Here is an 18,601-nt window from a genome sequence, read left to right as displayed (position 1 = left end):
CCGGGCCGTGCCGATCGCCTTCGCGAGGCGGGGCCGCGGCGATAGCGTCACGTCGATCCCGCGTGACGTGTCCCTTGGAGGTTCCCGTGACCGATGCCGTGTGCCGCAGTTGCGCCAAGCCCCTGGCCGGGCGGGCCGGGCGGACGGGGCGGAGCTCGGTGTACTGCTCCGCCGCCTGCCGGCAGAAGGCGTACCGGGAGCGGCGCGCTGCGCCGGTCGACACCGCGCGCGGGCTGATCGAGGAGGTCGGGCGGCAGGTCGAGGCGCTGGTTCCGCAGCCGCCGTCCGTCTTCTACTCCGGCGTGACCGACCTGGCCTCCTCGGTCGGACGGCTGCGCCGCATCGCCCGGGTCGCCCGGGACACCGCGAACGACGATTCCGTCACGCGGGCCGACGTGACGAAAGAGCCGGGCTCGCCGGTCCCCGGCGACGAACCCGCGACGGCGGACCACGACGCGCCGCAGGCCACCGCTCCGCGGACTTCCCCGGACCAGGGCTCCGGTCCGCGCGATTCCGTCACGCGGCCTCCCGCCGGGCGGACCTCCGCCGGGCGGACCTCCGTCACGCGGACTCCCGCCGGGCAGCAAGCCGTCACGCAGCCTTCCGTCACGCGGACCTCCGTGACGCAAGGCTCCGGCCCGCACGCCGCCCTCGGGGAGAGCGACTTCGCCGCGCTCGTCGAGCCGTACCGGCGCGAGCTGCGTGTGCACTGCTACCGGATGGCGGGCTCGTACGACGACGCCGAGGACCTCGTCCAGGAGACGTTCCTGCGGGCCTGGCGGGCCCGGGACGACTTCGCGGGGCGGGCGAGCGTACGGACCTGGCTGTACCGGATCGCCACGAACACCTGTCTGGACTTCCAGCGGCGCACCGCCCGGCGTCCCCAGCGGTACGAGCCGCTGCCCGGTATGAACCACGGCAGCGCCGAACCCCCGGCCCGCATCACCTGGCTCCAGCCGTACCCCGACGAGGACCTGCCCTCGGCCGACGACCAGCCGGACGCCCTCGCGGTCTCCCGGGAGACCATGGAGCTCGTCTTCCTCGCCGCCATCCAGCACCTGCCGCCCCGCCAGCGTGCCGTCCTGGTCCTGCGCGACGTGCTCGGACTCTCCGCGGCCGAGACCGCTGAGGCGCTGGAGATGACGGTGGCCTCGGTCAACAGCGCCCTGCAACGCGCCCGGCCCACCCTGCGCGACCGGCTGCCCCGCCGCCGTACCGAATGGACCGCGGAAGCCGGCGCCCGGGAACGAGAGGTCCTCGGGCGTTACATGGCAGCCGCCGAAAGCCTCGACCTGGCCGCGTTCACCGACCTGCTCAGCGAGGACATCAGGCTCACCATGCCGCCGAACCCGTACTGGTTCGTCGGCCGCGCCGCGCTCACCGAGTTCCTCGGGATCAGCCTCGACCCCGCGTCCCCGCTGTTCCTCGGCCACTGGCGCCACCTTCCGGCGCGGGCCAACGGGCAGCTCGCGGCGGGGGGTTACGTACGACGGCCCGGTACGACCGTGTACCGCGCCCAGGTCCTCGACGTACTGCGGATCGAGGGCGACCGCATCGTGGAGATCACCTCCTTCGAGCCGCACCTCTTCCCGGCGTTCGGACTGCCCCTGCGGCTCCCGGCCGACCGCTGAGCGACGGTCGATCAGCGACGGTCGATGAGCGGAGACCGATGAGCGACGGTCGATGAGCGGAGACCGATGAACGGAGACCGATGAGTGCCCGCCGGCGAGTGGCGACCGATGAGTGCGGGCGGGCGCGTACGTCTGCATGACCGACACGTTCGACGGACCCGTACGACGCACTCGTACGGCCGTACACCTTCAGGAGAGATCACCATGCTGCTCACCGACAAGACCGCGATCATCTACGGCGCCGGCGGTTCCATCGGCGGCGCCGTCGCGCGCACCTTCGCCCAGGAGGGTGCCCGCGTGCACCTGGTGGGGCGTACGGGCGAGACGCTGGACGCGGTGGCGAAGGACATCGTGGCGGCGGGGGGGCACGCCGAGACCGCGGTGCTCGACGCGCTGGACGAGGCGGCGGTCGAGGCACACATCGCCTCGCTGGACGCCGTCGACATCTCGTTCAACCTGGTCACGCGGGGCGACGTGCAAGGAGTTCCGCTGGTCGACCTGCCGGTCGAGGACTTCGTACGGCCTGTCGAGACCGGCATCCGCGCCACCTTCACGACCGCCCGCGCCGCCGCCCGGCGCATGGCCGAGGCGGGCTCGGGCGTGGTGCTCACGCTCAACAGCGGCTCCGCGCACGGCAGTCCGATGATGGGCGGCACGGGACCTGCCGACGCGGCGATCGACACGCTGGTGCGGAACCTGGCGACGGAGCTGGGACCGCGCGGACTGCGGGTCGTGGGCCTGTGGGCGGCCGGGGTGCCCGAGACGCTGACCCGGGAGAAGCTCGCCGCGGTCGACAGCCGTATGGACCTCGATGAGACGGCCCTTCAGGGACTGCTCGCGAACCTCGCCGGGATGCGGATGACCCGCCGCAACCCCACCCTCGCGGAGATCGCCGCCACCGCCGCGTTCCTCGCCTCCGACCGGGCGGGCGGCATCACCGGCACGTTCGTCAACGTCACGGGCGGGATGGTTCCGCACTGACTCCGCGCCCCCGCCACCAGGTGCGCGCCCACAGCAGGTGGACCCCGCCGAGCGCGACCACGACCGCCGCGGAGTCGAGGCGCTGCGCCGCGGAGTGGCCGGGGCCCAGCCGGGTCACCGCACGGGCGAACAGGATGACGTCCGCGGGCAGGGTGACGGTCGCGAGGAACGCGAGGCACAGCGTGGTGCCCACGACGAGCACGGCGCTGTACACCCGCACGGCCCGCCGTTCGTGGAGGGGCAGATCGAGGCTGGGGTCCGGGGCGGGCGCGCGTCGCAGCACGCGCCGGGCCGCGTACTTGGAGAACGCCACCCCGTCCCCGTACAGATCGCGGCAGCGCGTCAGGTCCTGGAGGACGAAGTACAGGTCGGTACGCATGAAGACCATGAGCTGGAAGGGCAGCGGGAGCAGGGCGAGCAGCGCGACGGCGGCGAGGACCCCGCGGGCCGTGCCGTCCGTGGTGCCCGCCGCGAGGGCGGCGAGCGAGGCGACGGACAGGTTGGTGGCGATGCCGGCCAGGTAGGCGGTCAGACGGTGGCGGCGCGGGGCGATCTCGATGCCGCTGATGTCCGTCTGCATGACCAGGAACTGGAGCCGCGTGCCCAGCCGCATCCGGCCGGGCACGCCGGTCGCGCGGGCGGCCACCAGGTGCGCGCACTCGTGGAGCAGCAGCAGTGTCCAGCCCACGCCCGCGCCGAGCGCGATCACCGCGCTGCCGTGCGGGCTCCACAGGAGGGTGCGGTAGCCGAGCGGAACGGGCGGCCGGGTGAGGAGGGCGACCGCGATCAGCAGCCCGACCAGGACGGGGACGACAGGGCTCAGCACCCAGCGCACGTGCCGGGGCCGGATCCGGGCGAACGTCGGCTTCGGCGGAGGCGGCGACTCGGTCGGCCGTCCGTCCACCTCGGCCACGAACCCGAGGTCCACCAGCGCCTCGACGAAATCGGGTACGTCGATGTCGTCGCCGGTCGCCTCCCGCAGCCGCCGCCCGACCTCGGCGGCGCCCAGCCCCTGGCCGAGCAGGTCCAGCGCCTGCTTGCCGACCTCGGGCAGCGCGACGAACCGGCCGGTCGCGAGGCGCCCGACGATCCATTCGTCCCCGTCGGGGCGCGAGTCGAGCCGGTGGAGGCGTACGTGGGGGGTGGGGCCCGGGGACGCCGGGGGGCCGGTGGGGCCGACGGACCCGTGACGCTCCCCGGCGGACCGGGTCACCGCTGTCCTCCGGCCCGCTCTCCGGCCTGTTCCCCGGCCCGCTCTCCGGCCCGCCGTTCGGTCCCGCCTCCGGCCCGTTCTCCGGGTGGTCCCTCGGCCCCTCCTCCGGTCTGTGACCCGGTGGGTTCTCTGGCGGGTTCTCCGGTGGGCCGGTCGCCGCAGGCCGGGCAGTCGGGCCGCCGCGGGGATCTCTCCAGCACCGGATCCCCCGGCAGCATCAGGTTCATCCCGAACCGGAAACCCGGGTCGAGCGCGGGCACGCCGGTGAGCAGGGCCAGGGCCGCGTGGGCGAGCAGCCCGCCGGAGAGACCGGCGGTGACCGCGCTCGCGGGGTTCCACGGCAGATGCGGGGAGGCGGCCTCCTCGTCCTGGCCCGGCGCCAGCCGCAGATCGCGGCGGGCGACCTCCGTGGCCCGCAGACACTCCCAGCAGGCTCCCCGGCCGGGCACGTGCACCCCGGCCGTCACCAGGGGACCCCGGTATCCGGCGTCGGCCCACGGCAGGCCCGCGGCCAGACAGACACGGTTCGCCCAGCGCCGGATGTCGTCCGGGCGGTCGGCGGCGAGAACGAGCAGGTCGTACGGCTCGGAGGCGCGCCGGGCCTCGGGCGGACGCGGGGCCCCGGGCGGATCCGGGAGCGGATGCGGGACCTGGAACGGACGCGGGACCGGGACCGGGAGCGGACGCGGGACCTCGGGCGCCCCGGAGCGCACCAGCTCCGCCAGATCCTCCGGCCCCCGCACCTCTCGCCGCTCCCCGGTCACCGTCACGTCCGAGTTCAGGGCCCGCAGCGTGCCGAGCGCGGCCTCCACCTTGGGACGGCCGAGGTCGGACTCGCGGAACAGGGGCTGGCGGTTGAGGTTCGACAGTTCGACCACGTCCGGGTCCACGCAGTGCAGGTGGCCGACTCCGGAGGCGACCAGACTCTGCGCGGCATGGCCTCCCGTGCCGCCGACGCCGATGAGCAGCACCCGGGCGCTGCCCAGCCGGAGCTGGGCGTCCCACGGGTTCGCCCGGGGACCGAGATCCATCCAGCGCAGCAGCGGCACGCCCCGGCTGTAGCGGACGCGCTCCCGCCCGGACACCGGCACGGGCGCTCCGGCGTCCTCCACGAACCCGGCGTCGAGCAGATCCGCCATCGCCTGACGGGTGTCCTCGTCCGTGAGAGCGGGGAGTCCGGGATGAGCCCGCAGCACCGCGTCGACGACCTCGGCCGGCCCCCGCGTTCCGTCCATCGCCCCGACCAGGGTCCAGACCCAGCCCTCCGGGTCCGCTATCTCCGCGCCGATGCCGTGGATGACGCTGCCGATGCGGACGTTGCCGTCGATCGTGCGGTAGGCCCGGTGCTCGGGTTTGATCCGGGGCCGGCGGAGCGTCTCGACCGTGACCGTCACCAGGACCCCTTCCCGTTACAGGTACATGCCTTGACACTCTGGTGCCCCGAGTCGAGCCTTGACAAGACGCGGTCGGCGATTGCGCCGCGATACGCAACATCCTTGCGAGGGGGAGGAGTTGGCGTGCCCACCAAGATCGTGATCCGTCCTTTGGACAAGAAGGAGACCACGGGTGACAGCAGCGGGGGCAACGGCGGCTGACCAGCCCGTCGTACCCGCTCGACGGCCCGGTACGGACCGGGCTCCGCTGTTGCGCACAGTCGGTTGTGAAGGAGAGGGGACCACATGGCTGCCAGGATCGTGATCCGTCCGCTGGACAAGAAGGAGACCACCGGGGCCAGCAACGCGAACGGCACCTGACCGGATCCCGGCATGCGGGGAACCCCGTATCCCACCCTGGACGAGTTGCTGCGAGGCGCTCGTGCGACGGTGGCCGCGCGGCCCGGCGACTTGCGTCTGCGCGACATCGGGACCTCGCGTGCCGGCCGCCCGCTGTGGCTGCTGTCGGCCGGACACGGCCCGCGCCAGCTGCTCACGGTCGCCGGCGCGCACGCCAACGAGCCGGTGGGCGGGGCCACTTCACTCCGGTTCGCCCGGTGGCTCGCCCGTGATCCCAGTGTCCTGGGCAGCGGCGACGGAGGGCTGGACTGCACCTGGCATTTCCTGCTCTGCCTCGATCCCGACGGTGCGCGTCTCGCCGACGGCTGGATGACCGCGCATTCCTCCGGTGTCCCGGACGCCGCCGCACCGCCCCTCATCGGGAGCTACTACCGGCGCTTCTACCGCCCCGCCTTCGCCGCCCAGCCCGAGTTCCCGCCCGTCGCGGGGGATCCGCGCGCACCGATGCCGGAGTCCGAGGCGCTGCTGGGGCTCATCGACGAACTGCGCCCCGTCGTGCAGTTCTCGTTGCACGGCGTCGAAGCAGGAGGAACCTTCCTGCAACTGACCCGCGCGGTGCCCGGAGTGCCGGCCGCCTACCGCCGGATCGCGGCGGACCTGGGCATTCCCCTGGAACACCGGCCCTTCGACGGCATGGGGTGGCTCGTCGAGGGACCGGGTGTGCTCGTCCTGCCGGACGGCAGTCCGGCGGAGGAACGGGACCCCTCGGGCTTCGTCTCGCGGGCCACCTGGCTGCACGCGATGCGCCACGGCACCGTCTCGGCCGTGGTCGAGGCGCCCTTCTGGAGCGTGGCGGGCGTCGGCGATCCGCGGCCGGTGGCGGAGCCGCGCCGTGAACTCGCCGACGTCAGCGAGATCCTGCTCGGCCGGGTCAAGCAACTGGAGTCCGTGGTCGGCGAGTTGGATTCGCGTCCGCCCGGAACAACTGACGAGCTGGCCCATTTCACGGCGGCCCGTGAACTCATGGACATCGGGTCCGGGGTCGTGGACACCTGGAGCGCTGCCGAACTGGCCACCACCGTCGGCAACTCCGTCTCGCTCGGTATCGCGGCCCGCCGCATCCCGCTGCGCGCGGCGGCCATGATGAGCCGGGCCCTGGGCGGCGCACCGGCGCTGGACACCCTCGTGGACGGGTGGGCCCGCGAGCTGGAGCGCACGTTCGACGCCCGCTGGGTGTCCGTCGCCGACCAGACCGCGCTCCAGGCCCGCACCATGCTCGTGCTCGCCCGCGCCCTGATGTGAGGGCGCCCCACGAACGGAGAGGTGAGGGCGCCCCACGAACGGAAAGGGGCGCCCGGCACAACGCCGGGCGCCCTCAGACCGTACCTATGCGCGACGTACGACGGGCTACGAGGCCGCCGCGTCCGCCGCCTGTGCCTTCAGCGCGCGCTCGATCCCGGCGCGGGACTCCGAGATCAGGCGGCGCAGTGCCGCGTTGGGCTCGGCGGAGGCCAGCCACGCGTCCGTCTTGGCGAGGGTCTCCTCGGAGACCTGGATCGACGGGTACAGGCCGATCGCGATCTGCTGGGCGATCTCGTGCGAACGGGCGTCCCAGATGTCCTTCACCACGGCGAAGAACCGGTCCGCGTACGGAGCGAGCAGCTCACGCTGGTCGGTCTGCACGAAGCCGCCGATCACCGCCTCCTGCACGGCGTTGGGGAGCTTGTCGGACTCGATGACCGAGACCCAGGCCTCCTCCTTCGCCTCCGCGGTGGGACGGCCGGCCCGCGCGGTGGCCGCGTGCCGCTCACCGGCCGCCGTCCGGTCTCGCTCGTACTCGGCCGTGATCTCCGCCTCGTCGTAGCGTCCGACCGCCGCGAGCCGCTGTACGAACGCCCAGCGCAGCTCGGTGTCGACGGCGAGACCCCCGATGGTCTCCCGGTCCTCCAGCAGACCCTCCAGGAGGTCCAGCTGCTCCGGCGTGCGGGCGGTGTCCGCGAAGGCGCGCGCCCAGGCGAGCTGGTGGTCGCCGCCGGCCTCGGCCGCGCGCAGGTGCGCGAGGGTCGCCTCGGTCCAGCGGGTCAGCAGCGCCTCGCGGGTGGCGGGGTCGGCGTACATCTCGATCGCCAGCTTGAGCTGCCGCTGCAGCGACTGCACGACACCGATGTCGGACTCCTTGCCGATGCCGGACAGCACCAGGGAAAGGTAGTCGCGGGTGGCGAGCTCCCCGTCGCGGGTCATGTCCCAGGCGGAGGCCCAGCACAGCGCGCGCGGCAGCGAGGACTCGAAGTCGCCGAGGTGCTCCGTCACGAAGGCCAGCGAGTCCTCGTCGAGACGGACCTTGGCGTACGACAGGTCGTCGTCGTTGAGCAGGAAGACGGCCGGACGGCGCTTGCCGGTCAGCTCGGGCACGGCGGTCAGCTCACCGTCGACGTCGAGCTCGATCCGCTCGTCGCGCACCAGCTTGCCGCTCGCGTCGAGGTTGTAGAGGCCGACCGCGATGCGGTGGGGGCGGAGCGTCGGCTCGCCCTTGGCGCCCGCCGGGAGCGCCGGGGCCTCCTGGCGGATCGCGAAGGAGGTGATGACCCCGTCCGCGTCCGTCTCGACCTCTGGGCGCAGGACGTTGATGCCGGCGGTCCGCAGCCACTTCTCCGACCAGTTCTTCAGGTCGCGCCCGGAGGTCTCCTCCAGCGCGCCCAGCAGGTCGGACAGGCGCGTGTTGCCGTACGCGTGCCGCTTGAAGTAGGTCTGCACGCCCCGGAAGAACTCGTCCATGCCGACGTACGCGACGAGCTGCTTCAGCACGCTCGCCCCCTTCGCGTACGTGATCCCGTCGAAGTTGACGAGCACGTCGTCCAGGTCGCCGATCTCCGCCATGATCGGGTGGGTGGAGGGCAGTTGGTCCTGCCGGTACGCCCACGTCTTCATGGAGTTCGCGAAGGTGGTCCAGGAGTGCGGCCAGCGGCTGTCCGGCGCGTAGGCCTGGCAGGCGATGGAGGTGTAGGTGGCGAACGACTCGTTCAGCCACAGGTCGTTCCACCACTCCATGGTCACGAGGTCGCCGAACCACATGTGGGCCAGCTCGTGCAGGATCGTCTCGGCGCGCACCTCGTACGCGGCGTCGGTGACCTTCGACCGGAACACGTACTGGTCCCGGATCGTCACCGCGCCCGCGTTCTCCATCGCGCCCGCGTTGAACTCCGGCACGAAGAGCTGGTCGTACTTCTTGAACGGGTACGCGAAGTCGAACTTCTCCTGGAACCACTCGAAGCCCTGCCGGGTGACCTCGAAGATCGCGTCCGAGTCGAGGAACTCGGCGAGCGAGGGACGGCAGTAGATGCCGAGCGGCACGCTCTGCCCGTCCTTCTCGTACACGCTGTGCACCGAGTGGTACGGGCCGACGATCAGCGCGGTGATGTACGTGGAGATCCTCGGCGTCGGCTCGAAGGCCCAGGTGTCGTCCTTGGGCTCGGGCGACGGCGAGTTGGAAATGACGGTCCAGCCGGAGGGCGCCTTCACGGTGAACCGGAAGGTGGCCTTCAGGTCGGGCTGCTCGAAGGACGCGAAGACGCGTCGGGCGTCCGGGACCTCGAACTGGGTGTACAGGTAGGCCTGCTGGTCGACCGGGTCGACGAACCGGTGCAGACCCTCGCCGGTGTTGGTGTACGCGCAGTCCGCGACGACCCGCAGGACGTTGCGTCCCTCCAGGAGGCCCGGCAGCGTGATCCGCGAGTCCTCGAAGACTTCGGCGGGGGCGAGGGCGTCCCCGTTGAGGACCACCTCGTGAACGGTCGGGGCCACCAGGTCGATGAAGGACTCCGCGCCGCTCTCGGAGACATCGAAGCGCACTGTGGTCACGGACCGGTAGGTGCCGCCCTCCTGCGCGCCCGAGAGGTCGAGATCGATCTCGTACGAGTCAACGGTGAGCAGCTTCGCGCGCTGCTGCGCCTCTTCGCGGGTCAGGTTTGTGCCAGGCACGCGGTCATCTCCTCGTTATGTGACGGTTGCGCCATCCTTCCACGGGACCAGCACGGAACGCGATGTCCGTATCCCGCCGGTGACCGGGGCTTTCGGGCGCGACTGTGGAGCGCATGACGACCTACACCGCACGCCCCATCGAACCGGAGGTCCTGAAGGATCTCCGCACAGCTGACGACGCGGGGCGCCCGATGGTTCCCTTCACGGACGAGGAGGGCGGCGCTCCGCTCCGCTGCTGTCTGCGCCGTGGTGAGCCGGGGGAGCGGATCGCCCTCGTCTCGTACGCCCCGCTGCGCCGCTGGGCCGCCGCGGCCGGCGTCGATCCGGGCGCGTACGACGAGCAGGGCCCGGTCTTCGTCCACGCGCGGGAGTGCGGGGGGCCGGCCGCGGACGTCCGGCCGTTCGAGGGCGCCCACCGCACCGTGCGGCGCTACTCCGCCGGGGGCCGCATCCTCGGGGGCCGGCTGGTGGAGGTCCCGGAGTGGTCCGCGTTCGAGGCGGCCTTCGAGGCGGCCTTCGCCGACCCGGCGGTGGAGCTGGTCCACGTACGGGCCGTCGAGTACGGCTGTTTCCTCTACGAGGTGCGCCGGGCGTGACGGGCGCGTGCCCCCGGAGGGGCGGCGGTCGGCCGCGGACAGGAGCGGACACCGCGTGAGCCGCGGCGGGCACGGCGTGAGCGGGAGGGGGCACGGCGTGACCAGGAGTGGTCAGGGCGTGCGAAGGGGCGGTCACCGTGCGGTGACCGCCCCGGGGGCGTGCGCGGTGGGCGTCAGCCCTTGAGGTCGGCCGCCACCAGCTCCGCGATCTGGACCGCGTTCAGGGCGGCGCCCTTGCGGAGGTTGTCGTTCGAGATGAACAGGGCGAGACCGTGCTCAACCGTCTCGTCGGCGCGGATGCGGCCGACGTACGACGCGTCCTGGCCCGCGGCCTCGAGCGGGGTCGGGATCTCGGAGAGGGCGACACCCGGGGCGCCGGCCAGCAGCTCGGTGGCGCGCTCCACCGAGATCGGACGCTCGAAGCGGGCGTTGACCTGGAGCGAGTGGCCGGAGAAGACCGGGACACGGACACAGGTGCCGGAGACCTTGAGGCCGGGGATCTCCAGGATCTTGCGGGACTCGTGGCGGAGCTTCTGCTCCTCGTCCGTCTCGTGCAGACCGTCGTCGACGATCGAGCCGGCGAGCGGGAGCACGTTGAAGGCGATGGGCCGCTTGTAGACCTGCGGCTCGGGGAAGTCGACCGCCCCGCCGTCGTGGGTGAGCCGGTCGGCGTCGGCGACGACCTTCAGCGCCTGGCCGTGCAGCTCGGCCACACCCGCCAGACCGGATCCGGACACGGCCTGGTAGGTGGCGACGACGAGCGCCGCCAGCCCCGCCTCGTCGTGCAGCGGCCGCAGGACGGGCATCGCGGCCATCGTCGTGCAGTTCGGGTTCGCGATGATGCCCTTGGGGCGGTCGGCGATCGCGTGCGGGTTCACCTCGGAGACCACCAGGGGTACGTCCGGGTCCTTGCGCCAGGCGGAGGAGTTGTCGATCACGACGGCGCCCTGCGCGGCGACCTTCTCGGCCAGTGCCCTGGAGGTCGAGCCGCCGGCCGAGAAGAGGACGATGTCCAGGCCGGAGTAGTCGGCCGTCGTCGCGTCCTCCACCGTCACGCCGTCCAGCACCGAGCCGGCCGAGCGGGCCGAGGCGAACAGGCGCAGCTCCGTGACCGGGAAGTCCCGCTCGACCAGGATCCTGCGCATGACCGTGCCGACCTGACCGGTGGCTCCGACGATTCCGACCCTCACGGCGACTCCCTTTGCGTGCGTTCTACGTGGTCCAGCGCTTCCATCATGCGTCTGACCCGTGCCGTTGTGTCCAATCCTTTGCCCACGCCGTTCGCGGAGCGGGACGGGCCCGGCGCGCGGCCGCCGGAAGAAAACCGTCCGGCGGACCCCGGCAACCGCAAGCCGTACGGTGCTCGCGTCCCTCCGGCCACGGTCCGGTGTGACGTACGACTCGATGCGACTCGGTGCGACTCGGCGGCGCGCGGCCGAACGTTTCGGCCCGCACCGGCGTCGTAGGGGAAACGCGGGAGGGGAGGGCGGCTGTGCTGCGCAGAAGGACACGCAGTGCCCAGGGGGTGGACGACCCGCTGGACGCGGCGCAGGAACGCCGGGTGCGGGCGGTGCTCGCGCTCGGCGGGGTACCGCAGGCGGACCTGCCGGACGGGGTGCAGCAGGTCCGCCTGCGGTTGCTGGAGCGCGCCGCGAAGGGGGACGAGGCACCGCGTGACGTGTCCGCGTGGGCGGCGGTCGTCGCCTCGAACCTGGCGATGGACTGGCACCGGGCCAAGCACCGCCAGCAGCGGCTCGGCGAGCGGCTGGCGGGGCTCCGGCAGCTGGAGCACCCCTCGGGCGAGGACTCCAGCGTGCTCTCGCTGGCCGTGGCGCAGGGGCTGGACGAACTGCCCGACGCGCATCGGCAGGTCCTCGTCCTGCGTTTCTACGCCGATCTCTCCGTGCGCGGGATAGCCGAGGAGCTCGGCATCCCGGAGGGCACGGTCAAGAGCAGGCTGCACTCGGCGGTCCGTGCCCTGCGCGCCCGCCTGCACGAGGACGAGGTGGTGTGACGTGGCCGGGTACGCCGAGCACGAGGACAGTGCGGCAGCGGACGCGCTGTGGGCCGCGATCACCGGTGAACCGCTGCCCGAAGGGGCCCGCGACGACCCGGAGGCGGTGGCGGAGCACCGGTCGGCGGTCGCGGACCTGGTGGTGCTGCGGGAACAGCTGGCCGCCATCGGGGGCGCACTGGCGGAAGCGGGGGAGGAGACGAGGCCCGTACGGGTTCCCAGGCAGCGTCCGCGCCGTCCGGCGGGGGCGCCGAGGAACCGGGGCCGCCGTCCCCTAGCCGTCGTCCTGGGCACCCTCGCCGCGGCCGTCGTCGCCTCGATGGTCGTCGGCATGGGCTGGCTGATCGCGCAGGGCGGGGGCGTGGATTCGAAGTCGTCGGCGGACAGCGGGGCGAAGGCGGCGGACAGCGCGAGCGGCTCGGCCTCGCTCAGCGGCCCCGGTTACCTCGCCTGCTCCCGGCTGCTGGCCGAGGGCGAGATCGCCGGGATCGAGCCGGTTCCGGGCACCGGGCGGGACCGGGTCACCCTCGACGTGACGCGCTCCTACAAACCGGCGAAGGGGAAGACGCGGGTCACCTTCCTGGTGGACCGGGAGGAGGCCGCTCCGCGCCGGGGTGAGCACGTACTGGTCGGCATCCGACGGGGCGCGGTGACCCCCGACCGGTGGACGACGGGGGAGAAGGACATCGCCCGCGACCGGGAGTGGATCCTCCGGGCGCTGCCCGCCTCCCGCTCCCTCACCTGCGAATGAGAGGGCTCGACCGGGAGGGCTCGACCGGGCATGAGAAGACGCGCAGAGGAAAGGGGGCGGGCGCCCGGAACTCCGGACGCCCGCCCCCTCACGGGCGCACGCGCTACGGCGTGACCTTCTCGATCTTCACGCTGCCGAGGCCCGCGGCGGTGCCACGGGCGTTCACCAGCTGTACCTGGCCGAAGAACTCGCGTCCCTCGGGGGCCGGGGCCAGGGCGGTGACCGTGCCGGACACCTGCGCCGTGCCGCCCGTGGAGAGCTTCACCGGCGTGGACGCGTCGACGACGACCGTGCCGAGCGCGGACGAGAAGAAGACGTCACGGTAGTCGTACGCGGTCGAGCCCGACGGGACCGAGTAGCCCGCGACCTCGATGGTGTACGTGCCCGCGGCGGGGCTGGGGATGGAGACCGCCTCCTCCGAGTCGCCGTCCGCGGACTGGGCGACCTGCTTGCCGGTGGAGTCGTACACCGTCAGGTCGAGGTCGGCGGCGGTGTCGGAGACGTTGCCGATGGCGACGTCCAGCGAGGCGGCGCCCGCGGGCACGTCGACCGTGGTGGTCTGCGTGGCGTTCTGGGCGATGGTCGGCCGGTCCGTCTTCGAGGAGCCGAGCGGGCCGCCCCGCAGCCTGCCGTCGATCGCGGCGAACTGGTTCGTCACCTTCCAGGAGGCGGTGACGGGCGTGCCCACCTTGGCCTCGGGCACCGTCACGGTCTCCGGGTCGAAGGCCGCGCCGAGCACGGTGGCCTCCAGCTTGTACGGGTTGTCGAGCAGCGGCGACGTGCGGCGCGCCTCGACCTCGACCTCCCAGACACCGGGCTGCGGGTCCGCGTACGCACGCACGTCGGGCTTGCAGCCGTTGGTGTTCGGGTAGTTGCTGTAGCAGTACGGCGTGCCGGTGTCCTCGACCGGGACTCCGTACGGGTGGATGGAGATGAACCGGGTCTGGCTCAGGCCCTTCAGCCCGCCGATGGCGACCTCGAGGCTCCTGGCGCCCTCGGGCACGGTCAGGAAGTACGACCGCGTGCTGTCACGCTGCACCGAACCCGAGTCGGCGTACGCGTACTTGAGCGGCGTCGAGACCACGACCGTGGTCAGGATCTGCCGGTCGACGCCCTCGGTCCTCGGGTCGTCGAGTTCGAGGATCGCGCTCTTGATGCCGGCCGAGGAGGCCTTCGCGGAGACCTTGACGGTGACCGGCTTGTTCAGTTCGAGCTTCACCTCGTCGGAGCCGACGATCCTGAAGGTGTCACCGGCGTTGTTCTCGAAGTGCAGCTCGTGGCGGATCGCCCGGTCCGGACCGGAGGTACGGGTGACGGTGATCTCGTACGTCTTCTTCACGCCGGCCTTGAGACCGCCCTCGCGGTCGTACAGTCCGGTGCCGAAGCCGGGGGTCTTCAGCGCGTAGTCGATCGCGGTGTCGACCGGCGCCTTCACGGTGTACTCGTGGGCGGTCGCGTCGTCCTTGACGGCCTTCCACGCGTCCACGATGTTGATGAGGCCCGCGCCCTCCTCGTACGCCTGCACACCCTTGATGTGGTCGGCGGTCGAGGTGAGGGCCGTGCGGAGGTCGGCGGGCGTCAGGGCGATGCCCTTCTGCTTGGCGGCGCTCAGCAGCAGCGCGGACGCGCCCGCGGCCTGCGGGGACGCCATCGAGGTGCCCTGGAGCATCGAGTAGCCGGCCGGCAGGGTGTAGCCCGACTCGGCGACCGGGGAGCCCGGCAGCCAGGTCTGGGTGGTGTTGATCGCGGCGCCGGGCGCCGTCAGCGTCGGCGTGAAGCCGCCGTCCTCACGCGGACCGCGCGAGGAGAACGGCATCATCGCGTACTTCTTCTCCACGACCGAGCCGTAGTTGGCGGCCCAGGTCTCCTTGGAGATGGACGCGCCGACCGAGATGACCTTGTCGGCGAGGCCGGGGTCGCCGATGGTGTTGGCACCGGGGCCGGAGTTGCCCGCGGAGATCACCAGCTGGACGCCGTAGGTGTCGATGAGACGCGTGTAGAGCTCGGAGCGCGCGTTGTTGCCGTCGTTCAGCGCGGGCAGGCCGCCGATGGACATGTTGACGATGTCGACGCCGCGGTTGACGACGAGGTCGATCATGCCCTCGGTGAGCGCGATGTTGGTGCAGCCGGGGCCGAAGACGCAGGCGCGGGACGAGACGATCTTCGCTCCGGGGGCGGCGCCGTTCATCCTGCCGCCGAACAGGCCGTTGGCGGAGGTGATGCCCGCCACGTGCGTGCCGTGCTCGCTGGAGATGACGCCGATGTTGACATAGTCGGCCTTGGAACCGGCCGCGTCGAAGACCACGTCCTTGCGGATCTCGACGACGAACGGGATGCGCTCGACGACGTCGGTCGCCGGGTTGTCCTTGCCGAAGTAGCCGACCTGGAAACCGTCCTTGTACGGCTTCATCGGCGCGTCGTCGGTGAAGTCGAGGTTGTCGTTCGCGTCGACCCGCACGGTTCCGGAGGCCGGGTCGTACAGCACGCCCCAGGCGTCGGTGGTGTCGCCGTCGCGGTTCAGGTCGCCCGCTTCGTCGCCGCCCGCGGTGGCCGACTCGTACATGTAGTTGAACTTGTAGGCGCCGGCCGGGGCCTTGAAGGACTCGGTGCCCTGACTGGCCGTCGTGATGGGGAAGGACGGGCCGGAGACCGCGCTGGTCATCCGCCGCCAGCTGCCGTCGCCGTCGTTGACCGGGTCGGTGGACGTGACCCAGTCGACGACCTTGCGCTCGCCGGTGGTGGTCTTCTGCAGCGCCGGGTGGCCCAGGTCCACGCCCGAGTCGAGGATGCCGATGGTGACGCCGCGGCCGTCCGCCTTCGGGTTCTTCTTCACGAAGTCGACGGCGCCCGTCTCGAAGGACGGGTTGTACGGGTTCTCGGCGGGGGTGTTCTTGCCCGGGGCGGAGCGGGTGACCGTGCCGTGGGCCTTGTCGGCGCCCTTGGCGGTGTCCGCGCTCGGGGTCGGGTCGTCCAGTGCGATGTCCTGGCGCAGGTCGATGCCGTGCACGGAGGAGAGCTTGGCGGCGGCGGCGATGGCCGCGTCCGCCTTCGCGGTCGGGACGGTGGCCCGGACGTAGCCGACCTTGTCGAAGGTCCGGCCGACGAGACCGCCCTGGACCGCGTCCAGTTGCCGGGCGACCTGCTCGGTCTGGCCGGGCGCGGTGGCGACCATCATCGTGACGTTCTTGGTGCCGTCGGCCTTGGCCTCGGCGAGGAGGGCCGCGTCGTCCGAACCGAGCTTGGCGCTCGCGGACTTGGTGCCCGGGTCGGGCGTGGCGGCGGGTGCGTGGTCCGCGGCGAGGGCCATGGGTATCGGTCCGGCCGCGGAGAGCGCGGCCACCAGGCCCGCGGCCACGGCTATGCGGACCACGCGTCTCGCGCCCGACAGAGGAGCGCGCTGGGGGTCGAGGGTCATCGGCATCCCTTGTAGGTAAAGGAACGAGCGTGGAGTGACCCGTCCCGACGTTCCTACGGGACGCGATCACATCAGTCCGGTATGTGAACCCGGATGACCGCTCAGCTTTACCCAAAGGGCAGTTATTTGGGGAGAGTTGACCGTGACGGGATGGAAGCATGGCGTACTTCCGCCATACGCCACGCCGGTGATAGCGCGGTATGGCCGGACATGCCGGGCTCCTCGAACCGCCTGGGCGCCGGCTCAGTTCTCTTTCGTGCGCGCGTAGTGGCGGGACGCCTTCGCCCGGTTACCGCAGCCCGCCATCGAGCACCAGCGGCGGGTGCCGTTGCGTGAGGTGTCGAGGAAGTGCAGGACGCAGGTCTCGTGGGCGCAGTGGCGGATGCGGTCGGGGGAAGCGCCCAGCAGCTCCAGGTAGTTGCGCGCGGCGAGCCAGCCGGGCTCCCATGCCGGGTCCTCGAACTCGGCGCGCTCGCCCGGCCCCTCGGGCGACAGGGTGACCCTGATGCGCCCGTGCGCGAGGACGGCGTCGACCCGCTCCGCCCCGGCCGAGGACGCCCCGTCCGCCTCTCCCCGCAGGTGCCCGTCCACTGCCGCCCGCAGGGCGTCGCGCGCCTGGAGGGTGTGGCGCAGCACGGTCTCGTCGGCCGGGAGGGCGAACCCGTTCGCGGCCAGCCACACCGCCAGCCCCCCGGTGTCCGTGAGCAGGTCCTGGGGCACCCCCTCGCTGTTCCAGCGGGTGTTCAGCAGGTCGAGCGCGAGCGGTTCCCCGGTGAGGGGGCGGGGGTCGGTGACGGCGGACACGGTGGGGCTCCCTTCGGCGGCTAACCGTTCAAGAGTAGGTGACTGGTTGACGTTACTCATTCTAACCCTTAACCTCGCTTACAGAGGTTAGCTCTCGATGTGGGGGCCGCCACCGTCCCGGAGGACAGTCATGACACCGCGCACCGGCCATGTCGGCCTGAACGTCACGGACCTCGACCGCTCGCTCGCCTTCTACCGGGACGTGCTCGGCTTCGCCCTCCTCTCCGAGGGCAAGGACGGTGAGGAGGGGGAACGCAGGTACGCGTTCCTGGGCTCCTCGGACGGGGACGGCCGTCCCGCCCTCACGCTCTGGCAGCAGGCACGGGGGCCCTACGGCGAGGACCGCGCCGGCCTCCACCACCTCGCCCTCGAAGTGGACTCGATCGACCAGGTCAGGACGTACGAGACGGCGCTGCGCGACCACGGCGTCACGTTCGCCCACGAGGGCGTCGTCGCCCACCGCGAGGGCTCGGCGTCCGGCGGCATCTTCTTCCACGACCCGGACGGCACCCGGCTGGAGGTCTACGCCCCGACCGGCGCCGAAGGGGCACCGGCACCATCCGAGTCCGCTCCGACCTGCGGTTTCTTCTAGACGGAGGGCGAGATGACCTACCACTCCGGCTCGCGCGCCGTCCAGGACCGGGTCGGCGTCCGTGATCTCGCCGACCACGTGGGACAGGCGGTCGGGCAGGGCATCCGCCCGGTGGCCGCCGCCTTCCTCGAACAGCAGCCGATGCTGGTGGCCGGGGCGGCCGACCCGGCCACCGGCGCGGTGTGGGCCTCACTGCTCACGGGCCCGCCCGGCTTCGTCCGGGCCACCGGCGTCCGGCAGATCTCGGTGACCGGCCGCCCCTCCGAGGACGACCCCCTCGCCGCCGCGCTCGCCGCCGAGGGCACCCTCGTCGGGACGATCGCGCTCGACCCGCGCACCCGCCGCCGGATGCGCCTGAACGGCCGGTCCCGGCCCACCGCCGGGGGGTTCGCCGTGGAGGCCGACCGGGTCTTCGCCAACTGTCCGAAGTACCTGCAGCGCAGGGAGTCCTACGAGACGGTCGGGCGCCGGCCGGGCGAGGCCCGCCGCTCCGGCGGGCTCTCCCCCCGGCAGCGCGCCCTCGTCGAGGCCGCCGACACCTTCTTCCTGGCCACCGTCCACGCGCACGGCGCCGACGCCAGCCACCGGGGCGGCAACCCGGGCTTCGTCCACGCCGACGGCCCCTCCGAACTGCGCTGGCGCGACTACCCCGGCAACTCCATGTTCCTGACCCTCGGCAACCTGGAGGCGGACCCGAGGGCCGGACTGCTCTTCCTGGACTGGACGTCGGGAACGGTGCTCCGGCTCACCGGCACGGCCCGCGCCGCGTACGCCCCGGACGGGGAGCGCACGGTCCGCTTCACCGTCACCGGGGTCGTCGAGACGCCCGAGGGCAGCCCCCTGCGCTGGTCGCCGCCCGAATACTCTCCGGCCAACCCCTCCCTGCCGTAACG

At 72.3% G+C, this 18,601-nt stretch carries 14 protein-coding genes and 1 pseudogene; 9 read left to right on the top strand and 6 right to left on the bottom strand.

Features of this window, described 5'->3' with window-relative positions; genetic code table 11:
- Nucleotides 1–7: 7 nt before the first annotated feature.
- The 3 genes and pseudogenes from HEP85_RS14470 to HEP85_RS14460 form a co-directional block, all read left to right on the top strand.
- A pseudogene (locus tag HEP85_RS14470) lies at nucleotides 8–589 on the top strand (hypothetical protein); the annotation flags it as partial.
- 31 nt (nucleotides 590–620) lie between these two features.
- Nucleotides 621–1,631 carry a sigma-70 family RNA polymerase sigma factor gene (locus tag HEP85_RS14465; RefSeq protein WP_365224035.1) on the top strand — a complete coding sequence of 337 codons (1,011 nt, stop codon included), beginning with the start codon at nucleotides 621–623 and terminating at the stop codon, nucleotides 1,629–1,631.
- A 204-nt stretch (nucleotides 1,632–1,835) separates the two neighbouring features.
- Nucleotides 1,836–2,612 (top strand): SDR family NAD(P)-dependent oxidoreductase, encoded by a 777-nt coding sequence (locus HEP85_RS14460; protein WP_168528137.1) that lies wholly within the window; start codon nucleotides 1,836–1,838, stop codon nucleotides 2,610–2,612.
- On the opposite strand, the gene HEP85_RS14455 is transcribed toward HEP85_RS14460, so the two are convergent.
- Together HEP85_RS14455 and HEP85_RS14450 are read right to left on the bottom strand one after the other, a co-directional pair.
- Nucleotides 2,587–3,702: a hypothetical protein gene (locus tag HEP85_RS14455; protein WP_168533619.1), complete on the bottom strand. Its 1,116-nt coding sequence runs from the start codon at nucleotides 3,700–3,702 to the stop codon at nucleotides 2,587–2,589. The genes HEP85_RS14460 and HEP85_RS14455 overlap by 26 nt on opposite strands.
- Before the next feature lie 119 nt (nucleotides 3,703–3,821).
- Nucleotides 3,822–5,219, bottom strand: coding sequence for a ThiF family adenylyltransferase (locus HEP85_RS14450; RefSeq protein WP_248001928.1), 1,398 nt, complete (start codon nucleotides 5,217–5,219; stop codon nucleotides 3,822–3,824).
- Nucleotides 5,220–5,591: 372 nt separating this feature from the next.
- Here HEP85_RS14450 and HEP85_RS14445 point away from each other — a divergent pair, with 372 nt between their 5' ends.
- Nucleotides 5,592–6,860 carry a M14 family zinc carboxypeptidase gene (locus HEP85_RS14445; protein WP_168528136.1) on the top strand — a complete coding sequence of 423 codons (1,269 nt, stop codon included), beginning with the start codon at nucleotides 5,592–5,594 and terminating at the stop codon, nucleotides 6,858–6,860.
- Between the two features lie 105 nt (nucleotides 6,861–6,965).
- On the opposite strand, the gene pepN is transcribed toward HEP85_RS14445, so the two are convergent.
- Nucleotides 6,966–9,536 (bottom strand): aminopeptidase N, encoded by a 2,571-nt coding sequence (gene pepN, locus HEP85_RS14440; protein ID WP_168528135.1) that lies wholly within the window; start codon nucleotides 9,534–9,536, stop codon nucleotides 6,966–6,968.
- A gap of 113 nt (nucleotides 9,537–9,649) precedes the next feature.
- On the opposite strand from pepN, the gene HEP85_RS14435 reads away from it, so the two are divergent.
- Nucleotides 9,650–10,132 (top strand): DUF1203 domain-containing protein, encoded by a 483-nt coding sequence (locus HEP85_RS14435; protein WP_329287894.1) that lies wholly within the window; start codon nucleotides 9,650–9,652, stop codon nucleotides 10,130–10,132.
- Nucleotides 10,133–10,305: 173 nt separating this feature from the next.
- Here the strand turns inward: HEP85_RS14435 and HEP85_RS14430 are convergent, their stop codons facing one another.
- On the bottom strand, nucleotides 10,306–11,322 hold the full coding sequence (locus HEP85_RS14430) for an aspartate-semialdehyde dehydrogenase (RefSeq protein WP_168528134.1): 1,017 nt from the start codon (nucleotides 11,320–11,322) through the stop codon (nucleotides 10,306–10,308).
- Between the two features lie 302 nt (nucleotides 11,323–11,624).
- Here HEP85_RS14430 and HEP85_RS14425 point away from each other — a divergent pair, with 302 nt between their 5' ends.
- Complete coding sequence (locus HEP85_RS14425; protein WP_168528133.1) at nucleotides 11,625–12,146, top strand: RNA polymerase sigma factor; 522 nt, start codon at nucleotides 11,625–11,627, stop codon at nucleotides 12,144–12,146.
- 1 nt (nucleotide 12,147) lies between these two features.
- Nucleotides 12,148–12,897 carry a hypothetical protein gene (locus HEP85_RS14420; RefSeq protein ID WP_168528132.1) on the top strand — a complete coding sequence of 250 codons (750 nt, stop codon included), beginning with the start codon at nucleotides 12,148–12,150 and terminating at the stop codon, nucleotides 12,895–12,897.
- 103 nt (nucleotides 12,898–13,000) lie between these two features.
- Here HEP85_RS14420 and HEP85_RS14415 read toward each other — a convergent pair whose 3' ends face one another.
- The gene (locus tag HEP85_RS14415; RefSeq protein WP_168528131.1) at nucleotides 13,001–16,312 is read right to left on the bottom strand and encodes a S8 family serine peptidase; all 3,312 of its coding nucleotides are present in this window, start codon (nucleotides 16,310–16,312) and stop codon (nucleotides 13,001–13,003) included.
- Between the two features lie 243 nt (nucleotides 16,313–16,555).
- On the bottom strand, nucleotides 16,556–17,116 hold the full coding sequence (locus tag HEP85_RS14410) for a CGNR zinc finger domain-containing protein (RefSeq protein ID WP_168528130.1): 561 nt from the start codon (nucleotides 17,114–17,116) through the stop codon (nucleotides 16,556–16,558).
- Between the two features lie 130 nt (nucleotides 17,117–17,246).
- On the opposite strand from HEP85_RS14410, the gene HEP85_RS14405 reads away from it, so the two are divergent.
- The gene (locus tag HEP85_RS14405) at nucleotides 17,247–17,708 is read left to right on the top strand and encodes a VOC family protein (protein ID WP_168528129.1); all 462 of its coding nucleotides are present in this window, start codon (nucleotides 17,247–17,249) and stop codon (nucleotides 17,706–17,708) included.
- A 12-nt stretch (nucleotides 17,709–17,720) separates the two neighbouring features.
- Entirely contained in the window at nucleotides 17,721–18,599 is an 879-nt protein-coding gene (locus tag HEP85_RS14400; protein ID WP_329287890.1) for a pyridoxamine 5'-phosphate oxidase family protein, read from the top strand.
- The last annotated feature ends 2 nt before the right edge of the window (nucleotides 18,600–18,601 follow it).

Source organism: Streptomyces sp. RPA4-2, assembly GCF_012273515.2.
Classification (GTDB): domain Bacteria; phylum Actinomycetota; class Actinomycetes; order Streptomycetales; family Streptomycetaceae; genus Streptomyces; species Streptomyces kaempferi.
This window is presented reverse-complemented; position numbering and strand designations above follow the sequence as displayed.